Origin of the sequence: Burkholderia sp. Leaf177, assembly GCF_001424345.1 — a bacterium.
Lineage (GTDB): Bacteria > Pseudomonadota > Gammaproteobacteria > Burkholderiales > Burkholderiaceae > Caballeronia.
The window spans coordinates 348,945-374,217 of sequence record NZ_LMPF01000024.1 but is presented as its reverse complement, the minus strand read 5'-3'; the positions used below and the strand labels follow the sequence as shown (position 1 = coordinate 374,217).

Here is a 25,273-nt window from a genome sequence, read left to right as displayed (position 1 = left end):
GAGCATCGAACCTTGACCATGAAAGCATGACGCGCCCCCGCCATATCGGCCGGGCGCGTTTTTTATCGCTGCTTGAAAACGATCTCACCCGTCTTTACACTCGCAAGGCATTCGATCCGAGGCGCGGGCGCGCATCACCCGCTCGCAACACTGACAGGCGCAACCCAGCGATACGAACGCCCTTGCGGGCGGAGGTGACATGGCATCGGCGAGACCAGCAAGCACGATCCGCAAAACACCTAACACGCGCGCGGTCGTCGCCGCCGTGATCGGCAACGCGCTCGAGTGGTACGACTTCGTGGTCTTCAGCTTCATGACGGTGGTGATCTCCAAGCTGTTTTTCCCCACCGGCAGCGACTATTCCTCCATCCTCCTCACTACCGCCACGTTCGGCGTGGCGTTTGTCATGCGCCCGATCGGCGGAATCGTGCTGGGTCTCTATGCCGATCGCGCCGGGCGCAAAGCGGCACTGAGCATGGTGATCGCGTTGATGACGTTCGGCATCTTGCTGCTCGCGATTGCGCCACCTTATGCCGCCATTGGCCTGGGCGCGCCGTTGATCATCGTGTTCGCGCGGCTGTTGCAGGGCTTTTCGGCCGGCGGCGAGTTCGGCAGCGCGACGGCGTTGTTGATCGAAGCGGCGCCTTTCTCGCGGCGCGGTTTTTATGGCAGTTTCCAGATGGCGAGCCAGGCGGCTTCGCTGCTGCTCGGCGCGGTCGTCGGGTCGATCATCACGCGCAATATGTCGCCCGAGGCGCTGATGTCGTGGGGATGGCGCGTGCCGTTCATCTTCGGGCTGGTCATTGGGCCAGTCGGCTTTTATCTGCGCCGGAACATGCTCGAAACCGAGGCGTTCATCCACGCGAAAAAAACGGCGCGGCGCGCAACGCTCGGCGAGGTTTTCCGCGAACATGGCCGCGAAGTGATCTGCGGACTGGGCGCGGTGATCGCGCTGACCGTGACGGTGTTATGTGCTTATCGGCTATTTGCCGACTTTCGCCGTCAAGCAATTGAAGCTGCCGTATGGCCAGTCGTTCACGGCGTTGATCGTGGGGAATCTGCTGTTGACCGTGTTGTCGCCGGTTGCGGGCGCGTGGTCGGACAAGATCGGCCGCAAGGGTTTGTCCATGTGGTCGCTGGCCATCACGCTCGTGCTCATTTATCCGCTGTTCGTGTGGCTTTCCGCCGAGCCAAGCGTGGCGCGGCTGATCATCGTTCAGGCCATTTTGTCGATCACGCTTTCCGGTTACTACGGGCCGTTCGGCGCGCTGCTCGCCGAGTTGTTCCCGGCGCATATCCGCTCGACGGGGTTATCGGTTGCGTACAACATCGCGGTGATGGTGTTCGGCGGCTTCGGGCAGTTCGTGGTGACGTGGCTGATCAAGACCACGGGTTCCCCGCTCGCGCCGACGTTCTACGTCATGGCGGGCATCGTGCTGTCGCTCGTCGCGATCGGGTTCATCCCGTCCGTGCGTCACGCCGATGTCGACGAAGCCGGCGTTTTACCGTGATGGAAGGTTTATGAAAGTCATACGAAGCGGGGAATTCACCGCGGATCGTGCGTGGGGCGCGCTCGACATTGCAAACCTGAACGGCACGACATGTCGCCTTCACTGGACCGATGCGCCTTACAAATGGCACGTGAACGACGGCGAGGAAGTGTTTGCGGTGATGCAGGGACGCGTGCGCATGCGTGTGCGGCGCGAGGGCGTGGAAGAAGAATTCAGACTCGAAGCCGGCGACATCTTCCATGCGCAATCCGGCGATGAACATGTTGCGGAGCCTGTTGGCATCGCGCGGATTCTGGTCATCGAGAAGGAAGGCAGCGTGTGACGCTATAAAAAAAGCCGTCCCACGATGCACGAGGAACGGCTTTATTCTGCAGACAATAACTGCTTAGCTTGCGGTCTTGCGTTCCAGTCCGGCCTTCACGAGCAAATCGGCCAGCGCTTCGCTCATCCCGCCTTCGTGCTTCGTTGCGTGTTCTTGCAACTGCTTTACCAGATGGCTGTCGAGCTTGCACGCGAACGGCACAAGACCTTTTTCCTGATCCAGACGCCGCTGCTCGCGCTTGTCGAGTTTCGGCTCGGCCGGGTTCGCGCCAAAGCGCGCCGCGTTGCCCTGCTTCAGGTCGTTGGCGAGCTTGAGCGCCTTGTTTTTTTCGAGGTCGAATTTTTTCACGCGTTTTTCCTGAAGCAATAGAGACACAAAGGCCGAGGCGCGTATTGTACGCAGGTCACGGGTTTGCCCGGTTTCGCCTCAGTGTCCCGTCAGCCGGAAGCAGGAATGGGCGGCGCGCCAGTTTCGCCATCCATGAGGTCTTCGATACGCGCCCGTATGCGCTTCCAGTGCGAACCTTCCCAGAACACGCGCCTGCAGACATCGCAGGTGACAAAGCGCGTGTGCCGCTCGAGCACGCCGTCGGGAACGCGGTCGCTGACTTCGTCGGCGCTCGCGCGGCGCAGCGGCGCATTGCACATCAGGCAAAGCCGGAAAGGACGCACGTGTTGCGCCAGGCCGAGCCGCGCGGCGACTTCGCGCCATTGCGCATCGGGCTGAAGCGCGCGCACGTAACAGCCGTGGACGAGCGTGCGGCGCTTGAGCAATTCGCGATCGCGCGTGAGCACCACACGGTGTTCATCGAGCGCGAGCTGCTCGATTTCATCGTCGGGGAAATGGTTGTCGTAGCGCGTGTCGAAACCCGCGAGACGCAGCCGTTGGGCGAGCGCGCCAAGATGGGCATCGGCGATAAATCGCAGCGATTCCAGCCGCAGCGGCGCGCGCAGAAGATGTGAGGTATCGAGCGAGCGGGAGACGGCGTTCGCCGGATGGACATCGATGAAATCGTCTTCCACGATGGCCTCGTCGAAGCGCACCGGCACGCCATTCCGTAGAATCAGACCGACTTCAGTGTGCGGCACGCCGAGTGCTTCGATCATGTGCTTGGTGGTCGACGCCGCCGGACACCCGCACGCAAACGCCTGGTCGCGTTGCGCTCGCGCCAGGAACTCATTCAACTCCCGATGAAAACGGAACGTGGCAGTCGTCATGGTTTCGAGTATCGCATCGGTTCGGCGCGTTTGCTTTGGCGCACAACATAAAGGAGCAGGACATGGATATCGGCTTTATTGGAATTGGCGGGATGGGCAGCGCGATGGCGTTGAACGCGCTGAAGGCAGGCCACACGGTACGCGTCTGGAACCGTTCGCCCGATGCAACCAAACCGCTCGCCGAAGCAGGCGCGACCGTGGTGGCTTTGCCGGAAGAAGCGTTTGCGGGCGACGCCGTGTTCTCCATGCTCGCCGACGACGCCGCGTTGCGCGCCGTATTGATCGACAGCGGTTTGCTCGAGCGCGCGCCGAAGGGCATCGTCCACGCGAACATGGCGACCATTTCCATCGCGCTTTGCGAGGAACTCGCGGCCTTGCACGCGCATCACGGCGTGGCGTATGTGGCCGCGCCCGTGCTCGGACGTCCGGACGTCGCGGCGGCGGGCAAGCTGAATATCATCGCGGCGGGCGCGGAAGATGCCATCGATCGGTTGCAGCCGGTATTCGATGTCATCGGACAAAAGACCTGGCGCGTGGGCGCGACGCCGCAGCACGCGAACGTCTTCAAGCTGGCAGCGAATTTCATGCTGGCATCGGCTATAGAAACTACATCCGAAGCGGCTTCGCTGATGACGGGACATGGCATCGATCCCCACACTTTTCTCGATGTCATCAGCAACACGCTGTTTCCGGGACCGGTGTATCAAGGCTATGGCCGCATGATCGCCGATAACCGCTATGAACCCGCGTTGTTCAAGGCGCGCCTCGGTCTGAAAGACGTACGTCTGGCGCTTGCAGCCGGCGACGCCGTGAACGTGGCGCTGCCAGTCGGAAGCCTTGTGCGCGACAACCTGATCGAAGCGCTCGCGCAAGGCGACGGCGACAAGGACTTCGCAGTGCTCGGCAAAGTCGCGGCTCGGCGGGCTGGCAGGAAGGTTTGATTTTTGCTTGTTTTCGATAAGCGCGGAAAGGCAGGACGGCGTCGTATCGACAATAAATAACGACACTGCGCGGCAACGTTCCTTATACTTGGCGCGCCGTTGGTTTCAAGTTCCGGCTGATATGGAGCGCGAAGCATTCGGTGGCGCACAGACATGCGGACACGCCGCGCGCAGGCTGCGACAAGCGCTTGCGAGCGTATAAAAAGATGATGCGGAGACAGGACAGCGACCATATGAAAAGCAAGCTTCGGGGTCTCGTGTTCATGGTGGCATTGGCGAGCATTGGTGTGCTTTGCCTGAACATGCCCACACTCGCCCGCGCCGACGATACCCCCGCGCCCTGCAGCGCGCTAAAGCGCATTGTTGCGGCCGCGCCGGGCGGATTTTCTTCCGTGCAACCCGGCGACGCCGCTACGATCGCCCAGCCCTACGGCCAGGACGCGCAATGCGCCGCGAAGGGCGGTACGCTGACTTGCACATGGACCAAAGCACCGGATTCCGGCTCGACGAAGGACGCATTGCAAGCGGTCGCGGCTGACATTGCGTCTTGCCTGCCGGAAGCCACGCACGACCAGAATTCGGCTGCGCGCCAGCATTTTTATATCGGCGAGCGCGGACAACGCACGCAGATCACGGCGACCACGGCCGGCGCCGGAAAGTTGTCGCTCGTGGTATCGGGCAAATAGGGGGCTGTCATGACCAAGCGTGTTCTCATAGCCGATGACGACGATGACGCCCTCAGCTGCCTCGCCAACTTGCTCACCGCTCTCGGCCATCAGGTTGCGCAGGCGTGTTCCGGCAAGCAGGCGCTGGAAGTTGCGCGGCAATTTGGTCCGGAAGTAGTGATCCTCGATCTCGGCATGTCGCCAATGGACGGTCTTTCTGCCGCTCGCGCGTTGCGCGCTTTACCCGAAGGCCCGTCGATGTTGCTCGTTGCGCTAACCGGTTGGGGCCAACCGCAGCATCATGAAATGACGCAGGAAGCAGGTTTCGATATCCATCTGGTCAAGCCGGTTTCTATCGACCAGTTGGGATTTATCCTGTCGATGACGCAGCCTTGAGTTTGTTGCATCGAAAAGACATATGACGAAGAGGATGTTGCGCTGCACCAATGGTTCGGGTACAGTGAACTTGTCTCCTCCATGTCTCCACTGATATGGATTCAGCCCGCCAATCATGCGCGGGCTTTTTTTTGCCCGCGTTTTTGCGCGGATCTGCCGCAATGACATCGCGTTGACGCGCATTCGCATTAAAATGGCGTTTTTACCGCGCATCCGAACCAGCGAGATCAAGATGACCACGAAAGTATTTGTCGACGGACAGGAAGGCACCACCGGCCTGAAGATTTTCGAATATCTGTCGGCGCGCCGTGACGTCGAGATCCTGCGTATCGATGACGCCCGCCGCAAGGACGTGGAGGAGCGCCGCCGCTTGATCAACGCGTCGGACGTGACTTTCCTGTGCTTGCCGGACGTGGCGTCGCGCGAATCGGTCTCGCTCGTGGATTCGGACAATCACCGTACCGTGATGATCGATGCCAGCACGGCATTTCGCACGCAGGACGACTGGGCGTACGGTCTGCCCGAACTCATGCCCGCGCAACGCGAGCGCCTGCGCACGGCGAAACGCATTGCCGTGCCGGGATGCCATGCATCGGCTTTCCTTCTGGCCATGAAACCGCTGGTTTCAAGCGGCCTCGTTTCCGCCGATTTCCCCGCGCACGCTTATTCCATCACCGGTTACAGCGGCGGCGGCAAGAAGATGATTGCGGAATTCGAAGCGGGCGGAAATGCGAAGCTGATGAGCCCGCGGCCTTACGCGCTTGGCCTGACGCACAAGCATTTGCCGGAAATGGCCGTCCGCTCCGAGCTGAAGCGCGCGCCGATTTTTACGCCTATTGTGGGTAACTTCTTGAAGGGCCTGGCCGTCACGACGTACTTTTCGCCGGAGCAACTGACGCGCGCAACGAAGCCGCAAGACGTGCAATCGCTTTTCGCCGAGTACTACGCCAACGAGCCGTTCGTGCGCGTGTTGCCGTTCAACGCGGAGAGCAATCTGGACGATGGTTTCTTCGATGTCCAGGCCAACAACGATACCAATCGCGTCGACCTTTTCGTATTCGGCAACGACGAGCGTTTTGTCACGGTCGCGCGACTGGACAATCTTGGCAAGGGCGCATCGGGCGCTGCGATCCAGTGCATGAATCTCGCGATCGGCGCTGATGAGGACGCGGGTCTTATCGCGTGATTTCGCGTGATTTCGCGTGATTGATTGCGCGTGAACGCCGCGCGCGTTCATCGATAAAAAGCCGGTTTCTGCCTTCGGGCGAAACCGGCTTTTTTGCGTCTGCGCGATCTTCGCCAATATTTCCATAGGGAATCTCCTAATTTATTAACGAACGTTCGTTCGTCAATGATTACGCGTTTTCGCGATCAAACCTTCTTCGTTTTCCAGTTTGACTAAACAAAAATTCTCCACTGAATGGTCGTAACGAATTTTTGTTTCAAAGCGCCTCGTGCGCCTTGCCAGTCAAGGCGCTTCGGAACAGCGGCTGTTTGAATCGCCGCCCGGAAAATTCGAGCCAATCGCCAAACGAAGGGCGACCGCGAAATTACTGCGCAAAACTAAATCAGGGAGACAGCGGTATGCCGTATGCCATTTCGAAAGGACTCGCGCTCGCACTTGCGGCCGCGCCGTTGTTTATTGCGTGCGGCGGAGGCAAGGCCGACGATCCGGGTCCGATCAACACGCCGCAATGTTCGGGCGCGAGTTGTGGCACGCAAGGCGCGCCGGGCGTTGGCGCGGGCGCGGCGCCGTTGTGTCCGGCGAACGTGGATATTGTCGCGAACACGTATTTGGGCGGCGCGGGCAGCGGCGAGATCGTGAGCCTGAATATCGATGCCGTGAACATGAAATACACGCTCAAGTGGCTCGAATCGCCGATACCGCTCGTCACCGGCACCGTTAATCCGACGCGCAAGGGCACGACGATCGCGGGCGCGGTGGTTCATCCGCCAGCGGGCACGTTGCCAACTGCCGAGCAAACGCGATGCGCGTTCGTGCTGACGCCGGGCGGCGGCAAGGCATCGGATGGATCGACTTACACAACGGCCGCCGCGTTCAACCAGGCGAATCCGCCGACCATCTTCATTGGCCAAGGCGTGGCGGGCGGCGGCATTCCGGGCGCGACCGTGCAGTACAACGGCGCAACGCTCACCGCCGATGGCGTCCACGCCATTCCCGGTTTCCCGCAATTGTTCCCCGTGCCGAACCGGCATTTCGACTTCTATCCGTTTATCGGCTTTGCGTCGGTGAGCACGAATGTCGCGGATCTCAAGGGCACGTATAACGCGTTGCTCTACCACTTGGTTCCATCGAATAACTACGCAACCACCACGACCCAGGCGCAGGAATCCTTCGATACCGCCGGCAATTGCACCGTGCCCGCGCCGGCATCGAACACGTCGTGCCAGACCACCGGCGGCACGTGGACAGCGAATGCGGGCGGTTCGTACTTCACCAGCGCCGTTGCGCCGCAAGTCCAGGGCAAGCGCGCCACGCCCACGTTGCCGCTCGTCGGCGCGCTGACGTTCCCGGCCGTGGCGAACGCGAACATGGTGATCGGCAAGATCAACGGCGCGATTGTCCCAGTCGTCGTGCGCACGGGTCAGGTCTTCGTGCCGTCGCCGCTTACGCCGCTGAACACGAACGCAGCGCAAGTCGACGATGAATCCGGCATCGCCATGCTCGCCCCGAACACGGCGCTGAAATCGGGCGCATTCGATGGCGGTTATGTCGGCGCGGATTCCAACTTCAAGTACACCGCGGCGTTGCTGCAAGGGCCGGTCGGCTCGTTCATCAATCCATCGACGCAAAGCACCGAGACCGGCTTCGGTATGAGCTACGCGCAGCAATTGCCTGGCTTGATCGGCGTGCAGGACCAGAACGGCGGCAAGGGCGCGTTGATATCGGCAGGCGGCTTGTACGGCGTATTCATAACCGGAAGCTCGGTGAATGGCGGGCCGACATCGACCTCCGTCAACGCCGATACCCCCGCGAGCCCGTACTTCGGCATTGGCGCGTTGCTGAGCAAATAAGTGGAAAACACGGCGGCCGGCATGCGCTGGCCGCCAACGAACGAACCCATGTGGATGGAGACAGCAGCATGAGCATGAACTGGAAAACGCGGAGAACTTTGGGCGGAATTGTGCTGATTGCGGGCGGTACGCCGTTTTTGATGAGCGCGTGCGGCGGCGGCAGCGATGCGCCCCAGGCGCCGGTCGTCCGTTTGTGCCCGGCATCGCTTGATTACACGACGAACTTCACCGGCGGCGGTGGCGACGGCGAGCTCGTCAAGCTGCAGCTCGATACCACCAAGCTCACGTGGCAAGTAACGTACATTGAATCGCCGATACCCGCCGCGACCGGCACCGTCTCTCCCACGCGCGCCGGCACCACGCAAAGCGGCACGCTCACGATGGAAACCGGCCTGCCCACGCAGAAGCTCAATCAATGCGCGTACCAGCTGAATGGCGCGACGCTCGATCCCACGCGGCCCGCGCGCATCTTCGTGGGCGAAGGCGTGGCGGGCGGCGCGATTCCAGGCAAGCGGCTGCAGTTCAATGGGATCTTGGGACAGGGCGTCGTGCCGGATCGCACGTTCCCGTATTACCCGTTTATCGGCTTCTCGACGCTGGAAACGAATCTCGCCAACGTGGCCGGATCGTATAACCAGCTTGGCTATCACGAGGTTCCGTCGCAGAGTTATGCGCGTATTGCCGTCGATTCGAAGATCACCATCAACGCCGACGGCACCTGGCAAGAGTGCGACAACACGGGCGTGAACGCCGGCAAGTGCCAGCAGGCGGGATCGAACTTCACGCCATCGCCCGATGGCAGCGGCGCGTTCGTCACCAGCAACTTCCTCGGACAAGGCAAGCCGACGCTCGCCGCCGGTCCGCTCGGCAAGGGCTACATGATCGTCGGCAAACTGCGCGGCGCGAACGTGCCCATTCTGGTTCGCGCGGGAACGGCGAACGCCACGATCACGACCGGCTTTCCGCCTTTTGCCGACGACGAATCCGGCATCTCGATGCTCTCGCCGCAAACCAATGTTGCGTCGGGATCGGTGAATGGCGAATACGTTGGCGTGGATAACCAGTTCAATTACCGCACGACGGCGCTCGCCGGCACGCAGGCCACGCTCATCGATCCATTCCAGCCGTCGCAGGTTGCGTTGTCGCGCGCGTTGAATCTCGACTACACGCAGACCATTCCGGGTCTGGTCACGTCCGCGGTCGTCAATGCATCGACCGGCGCAACGCCTACCGGCAAGTTCATTTTCTCGGGCGGCGTGTTCGGTTACCTCGATCAAAGCGATCCAGCAACGCCCTATTTCACCATCGGCTCATTCGTCGAGTGACCGTCCCGCAGCCCACCAAAAGGGCTGCGCGCGTGCACGCCTGCTTCATTGAAAGCGGCGTGACGCGTGACGGCCTGTAATCGAAGAGAGATGAAATGAGAAAAATTCTGGCAGCGGCGATCGGGTGCGCCTGGGCGTGCGCTTCAATGACGGCGCACGCGCAAAGCGCCGGCGACAACGTCGTGGGTCTCGGCTGGTTTCACGTGATGCCACAGGATTCGAGCAGCGAACTCACCACGCATGTGGCGCCCGTGCCGATCAACACGCCGCTGCGCTTGCCGTCGCAATTTACGTCGGCGGGAACGAGCCTTTCGACGAAAAGCGCCGATACCTTCGGCCTCGTCTTCACACACTTTTTCACCGATCACATCGCGACGACGTTCGTGGGCGGCGTGCCGCCCGAGTTCGAACTCGATGGTCACGGCACGATCCGTCCGCCCGGACCCGCGGGCGCGCTCGGCAATCAGAATCTCGATCAAACCAATCCGATCGTGAAGAGCGTGCGGCAATGGAGTCCGGCGCTGATTTTCCAGTACTACTTCAATTCGCCGACATCGGCGTTCCGGCCGTTTGCGGGCATTGGCGTGTCGTACAACTTCTTCACGAACATCAAGCTCACGAACGGCTTCGTCAATTCGACGCAGAACAATCTGGGCTCGGTTCTGGCGGCGGCCGCGGGCAAGCCTGGACAGACTTCGGTGGACGCGAAGGCATCGTCGTCGTGGCAGCCGGTGTTCAACATTGGCGCGACCTACAATTTCGATAAACACTGGGGTTTGATCGCGTCGCTCACGTATATCCCGTTGAAGACGACGTCGTCGCTGATCATCAAGGCGGCCGACGGCACCGAACTCGCCACGACCAAAGGCAAGCTGAACGCCGATCCGTTGATCACGTTCCTGGCGGTGTCGTATCGTTTTTGATTGCATCGACAGTCCCGCGAATCATTCGATGCCATTTAGGCGCGATTCGGCGGGACGAATTTCCGCTGCTTTAATCAGGCGGTGGGTTTGCCTACTTTCCCGTCCAGCGGGCCGTGACGGCCGCAATGCGCGCGCCAAAGGCTTTTGCCGTTTCGAGGTCGCCAGGCGGAGGCGCTTCGTCAGGGGATGCATCGGCGGGAGATTGGGTGAGCAAGCCAGAAAACCCGCCAACGTAGTTCAAGTCGTTGCGCGTGGCGGCCTTCGTGTTCGACGGCATCATGCCCGTGCCCGCCCAGATCATGCTGTGCTGCATGGCGAGCGTGATGAAATACGCAATGGTCGAGTGCTTGTCGCCGTTCATGGTCGCCGAGTTGGTGAAGCCGGCAGCGACCTTGTCCTTCCACGATTGCGCGAACCAGGGTTTGGAACTGGCATCGGCGAATTTCTTGAAGTCGGCCGACGGGCCGCCCATGTAGGTTGGCGCGCCGAAGATAATGCCGTCGGCGGCGTCGAGTTCGGCCCAGCCGGCGTCGTCCAGTTCGCCAACGGTCAGCAGCTTGGCATCGGCGCCAGCGTCGGAGGCGCCTGCCAGAACCGCTTCGGCGGCTTTCTTCGTGTGACCGTAGCCACTGTGATAAACGATGACGATTTTCGGCATGTCATTCCTTCTGCGACGCTACGTCGCGGGTTGAACGGAGAATCAGTCTATCAAGCCAAATTCCCGCCGATTGCATGCGCTTGCGGCGTGTCTGGTCATCGTCCGTAAGTCACCACGAGTTGCGCGCTGGACAAGGCCGTGGTGCGGATTTCGTGCTCGAACATCAGGGCGGGGCTGCTTTGACGCAGCCGCAAGTCGGCGCTGTTGAGCGCGTAGACGGTTACGATGTACCGATGTGGTTTGCCTTGCGGCGGACAAGGTCCAGCGTAGCCGTCTATATCGAAATCATTGCGTGATTCGACCGCGCCGATCTTGCGCAGATATCCCGAGGCGCTGGCATTGGACGGCAGCTTTTCGACGCTCGCAGGAATGCCGGCCACCGCCCAATGCCACCAGCCGCGGCCGGGTGCATCGGGATCGAAAATGGTCACCGCGAAACTCTGCGTGTTGGCTGGCGCGTTATGCCATGAAAGCTGAGGAGATCGATTGCCGCCCTTGCAGTCGTTCTGATTGAAAACGAGCGAAAGCGGAGCGCGCTGGTCTGCAACGATGTCGGCGCTTGTCAACGTAAATGGAACGGATGCAACAACTTCGGCGACTGCACGCGGCGCATTTGATAACATCGCGGCGCAGAAAAACGGAAACAGCATTGAGCGGCGGGAGATTCGGCCGAGCAAAACGCGGCAGCCAACAACGCGGTACACAGCACAAACCACAAGCCCGGTCCCCAAGCGCATGGTGCGAGTTCTCCTGTCTCGGGCGTAGCCAGAACTGGCGTTTCACCCTTTGTAACGATGTATTTTGTCTCAGAAATAGGCTTAATGCTGGATTCAAGTTTAACATTGCGCGAAAGGACAAAATTTTTCAAATGTTCGGCACATAACTCAGCAAGCGGCAACCCGTTTGACTCAGGTTTCGCTAGGATTTTCATCTCCGGGCTGAAGGGGTAACGTAATGAACAAGAGCACATTGCCTATAATGCGCAAGGGATTTATCCATTTACGAACCAGGGGTAAATAATGGGTCAACGGATAAAAGTCATTATTGCCGATGACCATCCTGTCATTCTGTTTGGCGCTGCGCAGGCATTACTGAAATTTCCCGAAATTGAAGTGGTCGGGCAAGCGCGTCAATCCACGGAATTGATTCAGTTGCTGCAAAAGTCGCCATGCGACGTGGTTGTGTCGGATCTCGCCATGCCGGGCGGCCAATATGGCGACGGCATGCCACTCCTGGGTTATATAGGGCGGCAGTTTCCGACTGTGCGCATTGTCGTGTTGACCATGCTCGAAAATCCCGCATTACTGAAACGTCTACGTGAAGTAGGCGTGACCGCGGTGATCAATAAATCCGACGACCTGAGTCACATTGGTCTCGCCATTGTTCACGTCATGCGCGGGCAGGAGTACATTGGGCCTTCAGTAAGGGTGGCGCTCGACAGCATGGGTTTGTCTGCGAGCGGTCAGCAACGCGACGTGGTGTTGTCCAAGCGTGAACTGGAAGTCGTGCGTTTATTTGTATCCGGCATGACGATTACCGAAATCGCGGCGCAATTGAAACGCAGCATCAAAACAATCAGCACGCAGAAAAATACCGCTATGCGTAAACTGGGCATTGAACGCGATTCGGAATTATTTCAATATGCCCAAAGCAATGGTTTGTTGAATCTGTCGGCGTATGTCGGCGATGGAAATCTAGACGACGTTTTACCGGTAGATAGTAAATAAACGTTAAATCGATCACAATAAAAAATCCGCTTGTTGATTGCAGCAAGCGGATTTTTTGTTTCATCGCACATATGAAATCGCGGATTATTTCGGCGATGCCGTCACGCCACCGTGCGCCGCCGACCATTCGGCCGGTGAATGCAAAAACTGCTCGACCTCTTCCAGCGTCTTTGTCTCGAAATAACCCGCTTCCTTGGCAACGCGCAATACATCCCACCAGGTTGCAAGCGCATGCAATTTCACATCGATATCTTTCAGAACCGAAACGCTTTCTGGAAAAATATTGTAATGAAACAGCACAAAACAATGGTTCACTTTCGCGCCCGCCGAACGTAGCGCACTGATGAAATTGATCTTGCTGCGGCTGTCGGTGGTCAGGTCCTCGACCAGCAGCACACGTTGACCCTCAGTCAGCACACCTTCAATCTGCGCATTCCGTCCGAAGCCCTTCGGCATTTTGCGCACGTACTGCATTGGCACTGTCAGCCGGTCGGATAACCACGCTGCAAACGGAATGCCGGCGGTCTCGCCGCCCGCGATGGCATCGATTTGTTCATAACCTATGTCGCGCAGGATGGTGATTTCGGCCATTTCCATCAGGCCACGGCGCACGCGCGGATAGGAAATCAGCTTCCGGCAATCGATGTACACCGGGCTCGCCCATCCCGACGTGAAGATGTACGGCTTTTCCGCGTTGAAATGCACGGCCTCGACTTCGAGCAGCATTTTTGCGGTCGTATCCGAGATCGTCTGGCGGTCGATACCTGTCATGGGCACGTCCTTTCGGTTGAGTGGCTGGAGAGAACCTGCCGCCGATACTACCCGTTCGTTAAGTTGCGAATGATGACAATTGGCCCGGTCGTCATGCAATCGATGCGATGCGTTTAGTGCCTCAGACGCGCTTTCCTTCGAAAATGGTGCTCTGCGTCAAAATTATCTCGCGGTGTACACTATTTATCCCCGAAAAATGCTAAGGCGCGGTTTGAGCGCACAGTGATTCTCCTGTGGGCTGCGAACGCCGCGTGACTCAACGAATTCTCTCAGCCAGCCCGAAATCAACGACCCGCAACAAAGGCGCGCGAACCCGGCGCTGAGTCTGTCGCGAAGAACGATTTCACACTTTTCCACTTTCCTAAACGTCTCAGGCCAATCATGGACGAACAACTGAAGCTCAGCGCCCTCGCATATCACCAGTACCCGAAGCCCGGCAAGATCTCGGTCACGCCGACCAAACCCTTGTCGAACCAACTCGATTTGTCGCTGGCCTATTCGCCTGGCGTGGCCGCTGCCTGCATGGCCATCTTCGACGAACCGCTCGATGCCCAGAAGTACACGTCGCGCGGCAATCTGGTCGGCGTGGTGACCAACGGCACCGCAGTGCTGGGCCTTGGCAACATTGGACCGCTGGCCGCCAAGCCCGTGATGGAAGGCAAGGGTTGTCTGTTCAAGAAATTCGCTGGCATCGACGTGTTCGATATCGAGCTTGCCGAGACCGATCCGGACAAACTCGTCGATGCCATCGCCATGCTCGAGCCCACACTCGGCGGCATCAACCTGGAAGACATCAAGGCGCCGGAGTGCTTCTACATAGAGAAGAAGCTGCGCGAGCGCATGAAGATTCCCGTTTTTCACGACGACCAGCACGGCACGGCGATCATTGCATCGGCGGCGATTTTGAACGGCCTGAAAGTGGTCGGCAAGAAGCTGGACGAAGTGAAACTCGTGTGTTCGGGCGCGGGCGCGGCGGCGATTGCGTGTCTCGATTTGCTCGTCCACCTCGGACTGAAGAAGTCGAACATTCTGGTCTGCGATTCCAAAGGCGTGATCTACGAAGGGCGCGGCAACCTGGATCCATCGAAGGAACGTTACGCCGCGAACACCACGGATCGCACGCTCGCGGACGCCATCGACAAAGCCGACGTTTTTCTCGGCTGCTCGAGCGCCGGCGTGCTCAAGCCGGAAATGGTCAAGGTCATGGGCACGCAGCCGCTGATCCTGGCGCTCGCCAATCCGGAGCCGGAAATCCGCCCGGAAGAGGCGAAGAAAGTGCGTCCTGACGCGATCATTGCAACTGGCCGTTCGGACTATCCGAACCAGGTCAACAACGTGCTGTGCTTCCCGTTCATCTTCCGCGGCGCGCTCGACGTGGGCGCGACGACGATCACCGAAGAGATGAAACTCGCGTGCGTGCGCGCGATCGCGGAACTCGCCGAAGAGACCGATCAAGGCGATGAAGTCGCCAAAGCATACGAAGGCCATTCACTCGAATTTGGCCCGGATTACCTGATTCCGAAACCGTTCGATCCGCGTCTGATCATCAAGATTGCGCCGGCGGTCGCGCAAGCCGCGATGGATTCGGGCGTCGCCACGCGTCCCATTCACGATATGGACGCGTATCGCGAGGAACTCGGGACGACGGTTTATCGAACGGGCATGGTCATGCGGCCGGTGTTCGCGGCGGCCAAGGCAGCGCCCGCGCGCATTGTGTTCGCCGAGGGCGAGGACGAGCGTGTGCTGCGCGCCGCGCAATTCGTGCTGCTGGAAAAGATTGCGAAGCCGATCATTATCGGCCGGCCTTCGGTAGTTGAAATGCGGTTGCAGAAAATGGGCTCGAAGTTGAAGCCCGGCACTGATTTTGAGATCGTGAATCCGGAAGACGATCCGCGGTACCAGAAGTGCTGGCAGGAATATCACAACATTGCTGCACGCGAGGGCGTGACGCCGGACAACGCGAAGGCCGCGCTGCGCAAGTTCAATACGCTGATTGGCGCGCTGCTCGTTCGTCTTGGCGATGCCGACGGCATGATCTGCGGCATGATCGATACATACCACGATCATCTCAAATTCATCGAGCAGGTTTTGGGCAAGGCTGACGGCGTACAAAACTTCGCGGCGATGAACCTGTTGATGTTGCAAGGGCGCAACCTCTTCATCAGCGATACGTACGTCAACGAGATCCCAACGCCCGCGCAACTCGCCGATATGACCATTCTGGCGGCGCGCGAAATCGAGAAATTCGGGATTGCGCCGAAGGTGGCGTTGCTGTCGAACTCGAACTTCGGCAGCGTGCCGACGGCTTCATCGAAGCGCATGGCCGAGGCGCGCAAACTGATCGCCGAACGTGCGCCGGAACTTGAAGTGGATGGCGAAATGCATGGCGATGCCGCGCTTTCCGAGATGGTGCGGAAGGCGGCAATGCCTGCATCGACGCTGACCGGAGAAGCGAATCTGCTGATCATGCCGAACGTGGAAGCCGCGAACATCACGTACAACTTGCTCAAGATGGTGAGCGGCGAGGGCGTGACCGTCGGGCCGTTCCTGCTCGGCGCGGACAAGCCAGTGCACATTCTCACGCCGGCCGCGACCGTGCGGCGGATCATCAACATGACGGCGGTGGCATCGGCGAATGCGCGAGTGGCTAATTCGAAGTAACACGCTTTTGAACAGGAAAGGTAGGTAGTCGTCGCCAGTATGTGCGACACCTACCGTGAAGCGGTGACCGGGCATCTCGGTCACCGCTTTTTTTATCGTCAAATTAGGCTCGAAACATCTAGCGTATTTAAGTTAAGAGCACTTAGCGATTTTTTTAAAGAGATGCGAAAGTTGTGGTGCGTACAACGGCAACTCCTTATTCGGACATATCTGATTCGATTGGCAAGTGGTGCTGAGTAGAGTCGCGGATCGTTTCATATACCTGATCGCCGTCATGAATTGTTTCTCATATTCGTTTCGCGTCAGACACTTTCCGCACAACTCTTTGCAGGTATTCAGCATGAACAAGGTCTTTAAGTCGATTTGGAGCGAAGCTCTGGGAGCTTGGGTCGCAGCATCGGAACTGTGTCGTGGACGCGGGAAGGGCGGCGGTAAGGCGGCGCGGGCGGTGGCGTTGGTGATTGGGTTGGGCGTGGCGGGTGGGGCGTTTGCTGCAGGAAATGGGACATCGGTCTCGAATGCGAGTCCGGCCACTGCAACGAATTTGACCGACATCGCGATCGGCTCGGGCGCGACGGCAACGAGCAAAACCAAGGACGCAATTGCTATCGGCGACACAGCGGCTAGCACCGCGGATGGCGCCATCAGCATTGGCGGAAGCGTTTCGAATGCTGCCGCCAATTCCATTTTGATGGGTAACGCGGGAGTGCCGGCCGGAACAACTGGCCAAGTACCGGTCGCTTCTATTGATGCCGGTTCGAGCGCGTCAGTATTTTTCGCACCTGCTGGCGGCTCGGTTCAGACATCGGCAAACTCGTTTTCCTTCAATCCCTATGCCGGGATCAAGACATCGGCTTCGCCTGATTCCGTGAATATCTCCGGAACGGTAAGTGCAGCGCCATCGTCTGTAGCCATTGGTAGCAAGTCCAGCGTTACCAACACACAAAATGCAGCCACAGCGGGCGTCGCGATTGGATCCAATGCGTCCGTACAGGCGTTGAATTCGGTGGCAATCGGTGCTAACGCAGTTGCAAACCGGGTCAATTCGTTCTCGGTTGGCGGGAACGGTACGACACGGGTGATCACGCAAGTGACGAGCGGCACGAAAGCAACTGATGCCGTCAACGTGTCGCAAGTCCAAAATATTGTGGACGGTTTGGGTGGCGGAGCGGAAATCAACACAGACGGCTCGATAACAACCCCCACGTATTCCGTGAACGGATCGGATCAGCAAGGCGTCGGTCAGGCAATCAGTGCGCTGGACACGCGTCTGCAGAACGCCGTCATGTACGACGGCGTCTCCAGTTCCATCACGCTCGCCGGCAGCAATGGCACGCAGATCCATAATCTCGCTGCTGCATCTGCGGCTACTGACGCCGTCAACTTCAAGCAATTGACCGACGCTGGTTTGATCGTGGACTCGACAGGTGTTGTGACGAATGCGTTCGTTGCCTACACCGACAAGACCGAAAGCACCGTTTCGCTTGGCGGTTCAGGTGGAACGAAAGTCAAAAACGTCGCGGCGGGCGTTGACGCGCAAGATGCTGTGAACGTGAAGCAATTGACCGATGCAGGCGCGGTTGTAGATTCAACGGGCCAGGTGACCAACTCGTTCGTCGCGTACACCGACAAGACCGAAAGCACCGTTTCGCTTGGCGGTTCTGGTGGAACGAAAGTCAAAAACGTCGCGGCGGGCGTCGACGCGCAAGATGCTGTGAACGTGAAGCAATTGACCGACGCAGGCGCCGTTGTGGACTCAACGGGCCAGGTGACAAACTCGTTCGTTGCGTACACCGACAAAACCGAAAGCACCGTTTCGCTTGGCGGTTCTGGTGGAACGAAAGTCAAAAACGTGGCGGCGGGCGTTGACGCGCAAGATGCTGTGAACGTGAAGCAATTGACCGATGCGGGCGCCGTTGTGGACTCAACGGGCAAGGTGACGAATGCGTTCGTTGCGTACGACGGCACCACAAAAGATTCCGTGTCGCTGAAGGGCACGGCTGGCACGCAGATTCATAACGTGGCAGCAGGTACTGCCGAAAAAGACGCAGTCAACGTCAAGCAGTTGACGGACGCTGGCGCTGTTGTTGATTCAACCGGCACGGTGACAAACGCATTCGTCGCCTACGATGGCACGACAAAAGATTCAGTCTCGCTGTTAGGCACGAACGGCGGCACGGTGATTCACAACGTTGCAGCGGGCGCTGTGGACATGGATGCCGTGAACCTGAAGCAGTTGAAGGACGCAGGCGTCGTTGTCGATTCAACCGGCACGGTGACGAACGCGTTCGTCGCCTACGATGGCACCACACGAGATTCAGTCTCGCTGTTGGGAACGAACGGCGGCACGGTGATTCACAACGTTGCAGCGGGCGCTGTGGACATGGACGCTGTGAACCTGAAGCAGTTGAAGGACGCAGGCGTCGTTGTCGATTCAACCGGCGCGGTGACGAACGCATTCGTCGCGTATGACGACAACACGTCCAAGGATTCGGTCTCGTTGCTAGGCGGCACTAACGGTACAACGATTCATAATGTCGCCGCAGGCGTTGAAGAAAAAGATGCGGTGAACGTCAAACAGTTGACGGACGCTGGTTTCAACATTGACACGAGCGGGGTGGTCACGAACGCGTTCGTCGCGTATGACGACAACACGTCCAAGGATTCGGTCTCGTTGCTAGGCGGCACTAACGGTACAACAATTCATAATGTTGCCGCGGGCGTCGAAGAAAAAGACGCAGTGAACGTCAAACAGTTGACGGACGCGGGCTTCAATATCGACACGAGCGGGCAGGTGACGAACGCATTCGTTGCATACGACAACAATACATCGATGGATTCCGTCACGCTCAAGGGCGGGAATGGCACGGTGATTCACAACGTTGCAAACGGCGAAGTCTCGGCAACCAGCAAGGACGCAGTCAACGGTTCGCAACTTTTCGAGGCGACGCAGAACATGCCGGCGTTCGCTGACTCGGTCAACTACGCGTCTCCCGCACACGACAAGATCGCGTTGGTCAGTACCGCCGGCGGCCAGGTGACGATCTCGGGTGTGGCACGCGGAGCGATGACTGCGGACAGTACCGAAGCAGTCAATGGCGCGCAGCTTTTTGAAGTCGACGCAAAAACGAATCAGAACGCGTCCGATATCAAGAATATCAACAAGACCATCAATAACATCGTCAACGGCGGCGACGCATATGTATCGCAGGATGCAGCCACGGGAACGATCTCTATTGGAGGAAGCGTTGGTGGCAATGAGATCAACGTCTCCAGCACGACCGGCTCACGCAAGATCACGGGCGTAACCGCAGGCAGCGTTTCGGCCGCCAGCGACGAAGCAATCAACGGCTCGCAGTTGTACAACACGGCGGCATCGACTGCGGCGGCATTGGGCGGTGGCGCGGGCGTCGATGCCAACGGCGGCATTACGGCACCGACCTACACGGTCGGCGGCACGGATGTTCACGACGTGGGCACGGCCATCAGCAACCTCGACGCACGCACGGCGCAGAATACGACCGACATCACGAACATTGGCAATGCGACCAAGAATGCCGTCACCTATGACTCCGACGCCCATGACAAGGTCACGCTCGGTGGCACTGCGGCGGCAGACGGTACCAACGAAAATGCGGTTCAGTTGAGCAACGTGAAGGCCGGAGAACTGTCGGCGACCAGCACCGACGCAGTGAACGGTGCGCAGTTGAACGCAACCAATGCGCGCGTCGATTCATTTGAGAATGTTGTTAACAACATTTCCGGTACGGGAAGTCCGTTCATTGCAATCAACTCATCGGTCGCGACGGCTCCTGCGCCGACGGCGACAGGTACAGACGCTGTTGCAATCGGCGCAAATGCGCATGCCTCCGGGAATAACTCGATAGCACTGGGTGCGAACTCCGTCGCTAGCGAAGACAACACGGCATCGGTTGGATCGGCGGGTAACGAACGTCGCGTAACCAACGTGGCCGCTGGGCAAAGTGGTACGGACGCAGCCAATATGAATCAGGTCAACGATCTGCGTAATGAAGTTGGCCAGAACATTACGGCGTTGCAACGCAGCGCGTTCGGTGGCGTAGCTTCAGCCATGGCAATGCCGAGTCTCTCGCCGCGCGAACCCGGCAAGACGTTGGTCGCAGTCGGCGTGGCGAACTACAAGGGCTACGGTGCGGTTGGTGCTGGCGCCACGTATCGTTCACGTGACGGTAACTGGCTGATCAACGGCGCGTTGTCGGTGACACCTCATGGCGATACAGGCGCACGCGCTCAGGTTGGCTACGAGTTCTAAGGTCTGAGTTCGCGCGCTGCAGTTGGCGCGCGCAATAAAGCGACGTAATGCAAAGGGTGATCCGGAGTCGGATCACCCTTTTTTGTTCGATGCATCCCTTGCATCCGCTCAGAGCGATGCTCGAAATCCGCTCAACTATGCGTTGGGACCAAGCGCAGCTTCGGCTGACGACTTTCTCAGCTCACATTTAGGTTCGCGCGCAATGCGTGACCAACCATCCAGACCGAAGCATCCAGATCGCTCCGTTATTTCTTGCGTCGATCCATAAAAATCCGGATGAAAAACTGAAGCTCTAACGGTTCCCGAACATCGAATCGGGTAGCGACTCAGTCTATTCAAGTAGTGGCTGCTGATCTGCTCCACGCGTCCGGGTTATCGTGGAGACGATGACCGGCGTCATCGGCGTCATCGGCGTCAGATGCACGCAGCGTCCTGATGCGTATCCAAGAAATACTCCAATAATCGCGCACCTCGAATCCCAATTAGCGTCGCGCGATTCATCGCAGAACACAGTCAATTTCTTTCGCCTCGATCACGAAACATCGAATAGTCCGTTTCCATACGCGTTCGTTCTTATAAGAACGCGCCTATGCGATACAGGGCGTTGTCCTAATACAGTACGTTCTGAAGCGAGATAGAACAGATTGGACGCCACGCGCATCGTCTTTCTCTGCTCCTCGTCTATTGGTAATGAGTCGCATGAATCGGGCGACCTGTGAATCTCCGAGCACGTTTTTTCGAGCATTTGAAACGGCCAGGTGGGATACCGATTCAGAACCTTTTGAGTTGGCCTGCGCACCAAAAGCTGAATATTTTATTAGGAAAGCATATCAATTATGAATCGAATTCATAGGTCTAAAAATAATGACTCGACTAAAACGAGTGTCGCCGTCGGAGAAAATGCAAAAGGCGGAAAGTCGTTGGTAAAAAGAGTACAGGCGTCGTTGGCGTCAGCTTCACTGGCTGTAAGCGCAGCGGTAGCGATGGGATCATCGGCTAACGCTCTCGCGAATGAGACGACGTCGTCGATGAGTTACCAGTTTGAGGCACCGGACTCGGCGAATAGCCAGGGTTCCGCATTGCAAGGGGCTGTGAGCCAGGTTAATACAGCGCAGGCGGATGTGTCGGTTCAAGTGTCCGATTCAACTGACGACGTGACGACTCTAGCGACGGCGCCGGAGAACCCAATGCAAACCACCACTACTATGGGCAGTGTGGCCGGAACGGGTGCGTCTAGTGTCAAGGCTACACGCTTATTAGGAAGCACCGCGGATACAAACAACGGTTCGCAATTACTCGGCGCAGGCCTTTTGCAGGCGAGCAGTGCCGCGGATATGGCGTTCGGCGGTCCGCTCGGTACTGCCACCCCGGTAAATGGCCGATATGAGACCGATGCTGCGATTGCCCAAGGTGCAAACGCAATTGCCATTGGACGTGGATCTGTAGCAGCTCTTAATGGCGTCGCAATGGGAGTGCTCTCTGAAGCAGCAGGCGGAGAAGGCGCGAGTTCGGGCGTCGCGATCGGATACTCGTCGTCGACGGCGTGGGGTACCGCGATTGGTAATTACGCTAGAGCGATGAACGGTACGGCAATAGGCCCTTACGCTAGTGCGTCCGGCAACAGCGCAATTGCATTGGGTGACACTAGCAGTGCCTCAGGAACAAGTTCGGTGGCTGTTGGAAATGCGAGTACCGCCGTTGGAGCTTATTCGATAGCGCTGGGAACGAAAGCGACCGCCAGTGCCAATAAGGCAGTTGCACTTGGTAACTTCGCAGTCGCTGACCGGGTAAGCACCGTCTCCGTGGGTTCGGCCGGCGCGGAAAGCCAGATCGTGAACGTAAAAGCCGGTACATCATTGACCGACGCCGTGAACATGGCGCAGTTGAAAGCGCTCGGCATGACAACCGACGCGGGCGGCACAATCACCAATGCCTTCGTTGCGTATGACAGCGCGAATAAAAACACCATCAAACTTGGTGGCACGGCGGGTACCAAGCTTTCGAACGTAGCAGCGGGAATACTTTCGGCAACGAGCATGGACGCAGTGAACGGCTCGCAATTATTCGCATTGACGGATGGTACGAGCGTAACTAATTCCGCCTATATGAGAGTGATGGGGGCAGGAAACGGGTCGGATAACGCAAGTATTGTGAATGCAGTAAATTCAATAGCCATTGGCTCGCGAGCTAACATTCAAGAAGATCCGAAAGGAGGGGCCAATCATATAGCTATCGGTACGAATGCAACTGCATTGGGTAACGCTAATGAGGTAACCGCGACAACAGTCGTCGGAAGCAACGCTTTGGCCAAGGGCGCATCGTCTGCCTTCGGTTCGGGCGCATCTGCCAATAGCACCTACTCAGTGGCGATCGGAGCAAATAGTCTTGCGAGCGTTGGAGGTGCAACCGCGGTCGGCTCCGGTGCCCAATCAGTCGGATACAGTTCGTTGGCAATCGGAGCCACCTCGAAAGCGAGCAACGACTTCGCCACAGCGATTGGCGGACAGGCAAACGCCACTGCCCCCAGCAGTGTTGCGTTAGGAACTAACTCGGTGGCCGATCGCTATAACACTGTCTCCGTTGGTGCTGCAGGGTCCGAACGCCAGATCGTGAACTTGAAGGCGGGTACATCATCGACCGATGCCGTGAACGTATCGCAATTGACCGCACTTGGCATGACAACCGATGAAAGCGGCACGATCACCAACGCATTCGTCGCCTATGACGACACAAACAAAAACACCATCAAACTTGGCGGCACGGCGGGTACCAAGCTTTCGAACGTAGCAGCGGGAATACTTTCGGCAACGAGCATGGACGCAGTGAACGGCTCGCAATTATTCGCATTGACGGACGGTACGAGCGTAACCAATTCCGCTTATATGAAAGTGACGGGCGCTGGAAATGGGTCGGATAACGCAAGTATTGTGAATGCAACAAGTTCAATAGCCATAGGTTCGCGAGCTAAAGTTCAAGAACTTCCTGTAGGAGGGAGCAATCACATAGCAATTGGTACGAATGCGACCGTAATCGGTAACACTTCGCCAATCGCGACGACAGTCGTGGGCAGTAATGCTGTCGGTTATTCCGCATCGTCCGTCTTCGGTTCAGGCGCCACCGCCAATAGCAACTACTCAGTAGCAATCGGAGCAAACAGTCTTGCGAGCGTTGGAGCTTCAGTCGCAGTCGGCATCGATACCAAGGCCGTCGGATACAGTGCAGTGGCATTTGGATCCGGCTCGACTGCGAGCACCGACCACGCTGTGGCGATTGGCGGAAACGCGCTTGTCACCGCCGGCGGAAGTGTTGCGTTGGGATATAACTCGGTGGCTGATCGCTTTAATACCGTCTCCGTTGGTGCTGCGGGGTCCGAACGCCAGATCGTGAACTTGAAGGCGGGTACATCATCGACGGACGCCGTGAACGTGTCGCAATTGACCGCACTTGGCATGACAACCGATGAAAGCGGCACGATCACCAACGCATTCGTCGCTTATGACGACACAAACAAAGACACCATCAAGCTTGGCGGTTCGGCCGGCACGATTATCGGAAACGTGAAGGCAGGTGTCGAGCAGAGCGATGCCGTCAACGTCGCGCAGTTGAACGCGGCGGGGCTGGTCATCGGCTCGGACGGCGCGGTTTCGAACGCGTTCGTGGCCTACGACGACACGCTGAAAGACACCATCACGCTGGGCGGAACGGATGGCACGATCATCGGGAACGTGAAGGCAGGCGCGTTGACGCCAACGAGCATGGAAGCGATCAATGGATCGCAATTGTTCGATACATCGACGCGCATGGCCGCGATGCTCGGCGGCGGAGCAAGCGTGAATGCAATGGGCGCGCTGCTCGCACCTACGTACAAGGTTGGCGGCGCCGAAGTGCATGACGTCGGCTCTGCAATAGGCAACCTCGACGGCCGCGTGACGCAGAATAGTTCCGATATCGCAGGAATCCTGGGCACGCTCGCGAGCGGCTCAGGTTCCACGCCGAATCCAAATCCGGATCCGAATCCAAATCCAAACCCGAGTCCAAATCCCGATCCTGCGACCACAAATCCCACGCCGGTCAACCGGAACGCGCTTGTCTACGATTCGGCCGATCGCGATCAGGTGACGCTCGGTGGATTTAATATGGCTTCAGCGCCGGTGAGGTTATCGAATGTGGCGGCCGGCGAGCTTTCAACGTCCAGCACCGACGCCATCAACGGCGCGCAGCTCAACACAACGAACGGTCGTTTGTCGGCGACTGAAAACGCGATCGCCGGATATCAGGCGGCGGGACTCGAGTTCGTGATGGTCAATTCGCCGACAGATAGCGGTTCCAAGCCTTCGGCATCGGGTCAGGATTCCATCGCGATAGGCTCGAACGCCCAGGCCGCCGGCAATAACTCGATTGCTATTGGCGCGCATTCGGTGGCCGACGATCCCAACACGGTATCGGTGGGTTCGGCCGATAACGAGCGCCGAGTGACCAACGTTGCCGCCGGCACGAAAGGCACCGACGCCGCCAACGTGAACCAGTTGAACAAGTTGCGCGACGACGTTGGATCGGACATGAGGTCGTTGCAACGAGCGGCGTTCAGCGGCGTGGCTGCGGCGATGGCAATGCCTAACCTGATGCCGAGCGCACCCGGGAAGACGGTCATGGCGGCGGGCGTGGGCAACTTCAAAGGCTACGGCGCGTTCGGCGCGGGCGCGACCTACCGTTCAGGCGACGGGAAATGGCTGGTGAATGGCGCAGTGTCGCTGACAGGTAATGGCGACGCCGGCATGCGCGCGCAAGTTGGCTACGAGTTCTGACGCTGGATTAAAACATCCTGGTTA

General features: G+C 58.5%; 17 protein-coding genes and 1 pseudogene. 13 read left to right on the top strand and 5 right to left on the bottom strand.

The genetic code is table 11. The annotated features are described in order from the left end of the window. Nucleotides 1-199 precede the first annotated feature (199 nt). Nucleotides 200-1,511, top strand: a pseudogene (locus ASG35_RS26090) (MFS transporter). Nucleotides 1,512-1,521: 10 nt separating this feature from the next. Further along, nucleotides 1,522-1,833 carry a cupin domain-containing protein gene (locus ASG35_RS26085; protein WP_056364421.1) on the top strand — a complete coding sequence of 104 codons (312 nt, stop codon included), beginning with the start codon at nt 1,522-1,524 and terminating at the stop codon, nt 1,831-1,833. Nucleotides 1,834-1,896: 63 nt separating this feature from the next. Here ASG35_RS26085 and ASG35_RS26080 read toward each other — a convergent pair whose 3' ends face one another. Continuing rightward, complete coding sequence (locus tag ASG35_RS26080) at nt 1,897-2,181, bottom strand: hypothetical protein (protein WP_056364692.1); 285 nt, start codon at nt 2,179-2,181, stop codon at nt 1,897-1,899. A gap of 89 nt (nt 2,182-2,270) precedes the next feature. Beyond that, nucleotides 2,271-3,050: a Mut7-C RNAse domain-containing protein gene (locus ASG35_RS26075; RefSeq protein ID WP_056364419.1), complete on the bottom strand. Its 780-nt coding sequence runs from the start codon at nt 3,048-3,050 to the stop codon at nt 2,271-2,273. Between the two features lie 62 nt (nt 3,051-3,112). On the opposite strand from ASG35_RS26075, the gene ASG35_RS26070 reads away from it, so the two are divergent. From ASG35_RS26070 to ASG35_RS26040, 7 genes are all read left to right on the top strand, one after another. After that, nucleotides 3,113-3,991 carry an NAD(P)-dependent oxidoreductase gene (locus tag ASG35_RS26070; RefSeq protein ID WP_056364689.1) on the top strand — a complete coding sequence of 293 codons (879 nt, stop codon included), beginning with the start codon at nt 3,113-3,115 and terminating at the stop codon, nt 3,989-3,991. 233 nt (nt 3,992-4,224) lie between these two features. After that, nucleotides 4,225-4,677 (top strand): hypothetical protein, encoded by a 453-nt coding sequence (locus ASG35_RS26065; protein ID WP_200945785.1) that lies wholly within the window; start codon nt 4,225-4,227, stop codon nt 4,675-4,677. A gap of 9 nt (nt 4,678-4,686) precedes the next feature. Further along, nucleotides 4,687-5,052 (top strand): response regulator, encoded by a 366-nt coding sequence (locus ASG35_RS26060; protein WP_056364417.1) that lies wholly within the window; start codon nt 4,687-4,689, stop codon nt 5,050-5,052. Nucleotides 5,053-5,284: 232 nt separating this feature from the next. After that, entirely contained in the window at nt 5,285-6,238 is a 954-nt protein-coding gene (argC, locus tag ASG35_RS26055; RefSeq protein WP_056364681.1) for an N-acetyl-gamma-glutamyl-phosphate reductase, read from the top strand. Nucleotides 6,239-6,636: 398 nt separating this feature from the next. Further along, a complete protein-coding gene (locus ASG35_RS26050) occupies nt 6,637-8,088 on the top strand; it encodes a DUF2957 domain-containing protein (RefSeq protein ID WP_056364415.1) in 1,452 nt (483 codons plus the stop codon). A gap of 74 nt (nt 8,089-8,162) precedes the next feature. Next, nucleotides 8,163-9,413, top strand: coding sequence for a DUF2957 domain-containing protein (locus ASG35_RS26045; RefSeq protein ID WP_056364675.1), 1,251 nt, complete (start codon nt 8,163-8,165; stop codon nt 9,411-9,413). A gap of 95 nt (nt 9,414-9,508) precedes the next feature. Beyond that, a complete protein-coding gene (locus ASG35_RS26040) occupies nt 9,509-10,336 on the top strand; it encodes an OmpW/AlkL family protein (RefSeq protein WP_056364413.1) in 828 nt (275 codons plus the stop codon). A 91-nt stretch (nt 10,337-10,427) separates the two neighbouring features. On the opposite strand, the gene ASG35_RS26035 is transcribed toward ASG35_RS26040, so the two are convergent. Both ASG35_RS26035 and ASG35_RS26030 read right to left on the bottom strand, forming a co-directional pair. Continuing rightward, nucleotides 10,428-10,994: a flavodoxin family protein gene (locus ASG35_RS26035; RefSeq protein ID WP_056364411.1), complete on the bottom strand. Its 567-nt coding sequence runs from the start codon at nt 10,992-10,994 to the stop codon at nt 10,428-10,430. 95 nt (nt 10,995-11,089) lie between these two features. Then, entirely contained in the window at nt 11,090-11,644 is a 555-nt protein-coding gene (locus tag ASG35_RS26030) for a YbhB/YbcL family Raf kinase inhibitor-like protein (RefSeq protein ID WP_056364409.1), read from the bottom strand. Between the two features lie 369 nt (nt 11,645-12,013). Between ASG35_RS26030 and ASG35_RS26025 the strand changes: the two genes are divergently transcribed. Further along, nucleotides 12,014-12,721: a response regulator gene (locus ASG35_RS26025; protein ID WP_056364407.1), complete on the top strand. Its 708-nt coding sequence runs from the start codon at nt 12,014-12,016 to the stop codon at nt 12,719-12,721. 84 nt (nt 12,722-12,805) lie between these two features. Here the strand turns inward: ASG35_RS26025 and ASG35_RS26020 are convergent, their stop codons facing one another. Beyond that, a complete protein-coding gene (locus ASG35_RS26020) occupies nt 12,806-13,492 on the bottom strand; it encodes an orotate phosphoribosyltransferase (RefSeq protein ID WP_056364404.1) in 687 nt (228 codons plus the stop codon). 381 nt (nt 13,493-13,873) lie between these two features. Between ASG35_RS26020 and ASG35_RS26015 the strand changes: the two genes are divergently transcribed. From ASG35_RS26015 to ASG35_RS32860, 3 genes are all read left to right on the top strand, one after another. Then, entirely contained in the window at nt 13,874-16,153 is a 2,280-nt protein-coding gene (locus ASG35_RS26015; protein WP_056364402.1) for an NADP-dependent malic enzyme, read from the top strand. A 340-nt stretch (nt 16,154-16,493) separates the two neighbouring features. After that, a complete protein-coding gene (locus ASG35_RS26005; protein WP_056364398.1) occupies nt 16,494-20,444 on the top strand; it encodes an ESPR-type extended signal peptide-containing protein in 3,951 nt (1,316 codons plus the stop codon). Between the two features lie 836 nt (nt 20,445-21,280). Beyond that, a complete protein-coding gene (locus ASG35_RS32860) occupies nt 21,281-25,249 on the top strand; it encodes a YadA-like family protein (protein ID WP_082508616.1) in 3,969 nt (1,322 codons plus the stop codon). Nucleotides 25,250-25,273: the final 24 nt, after the last annotated feature.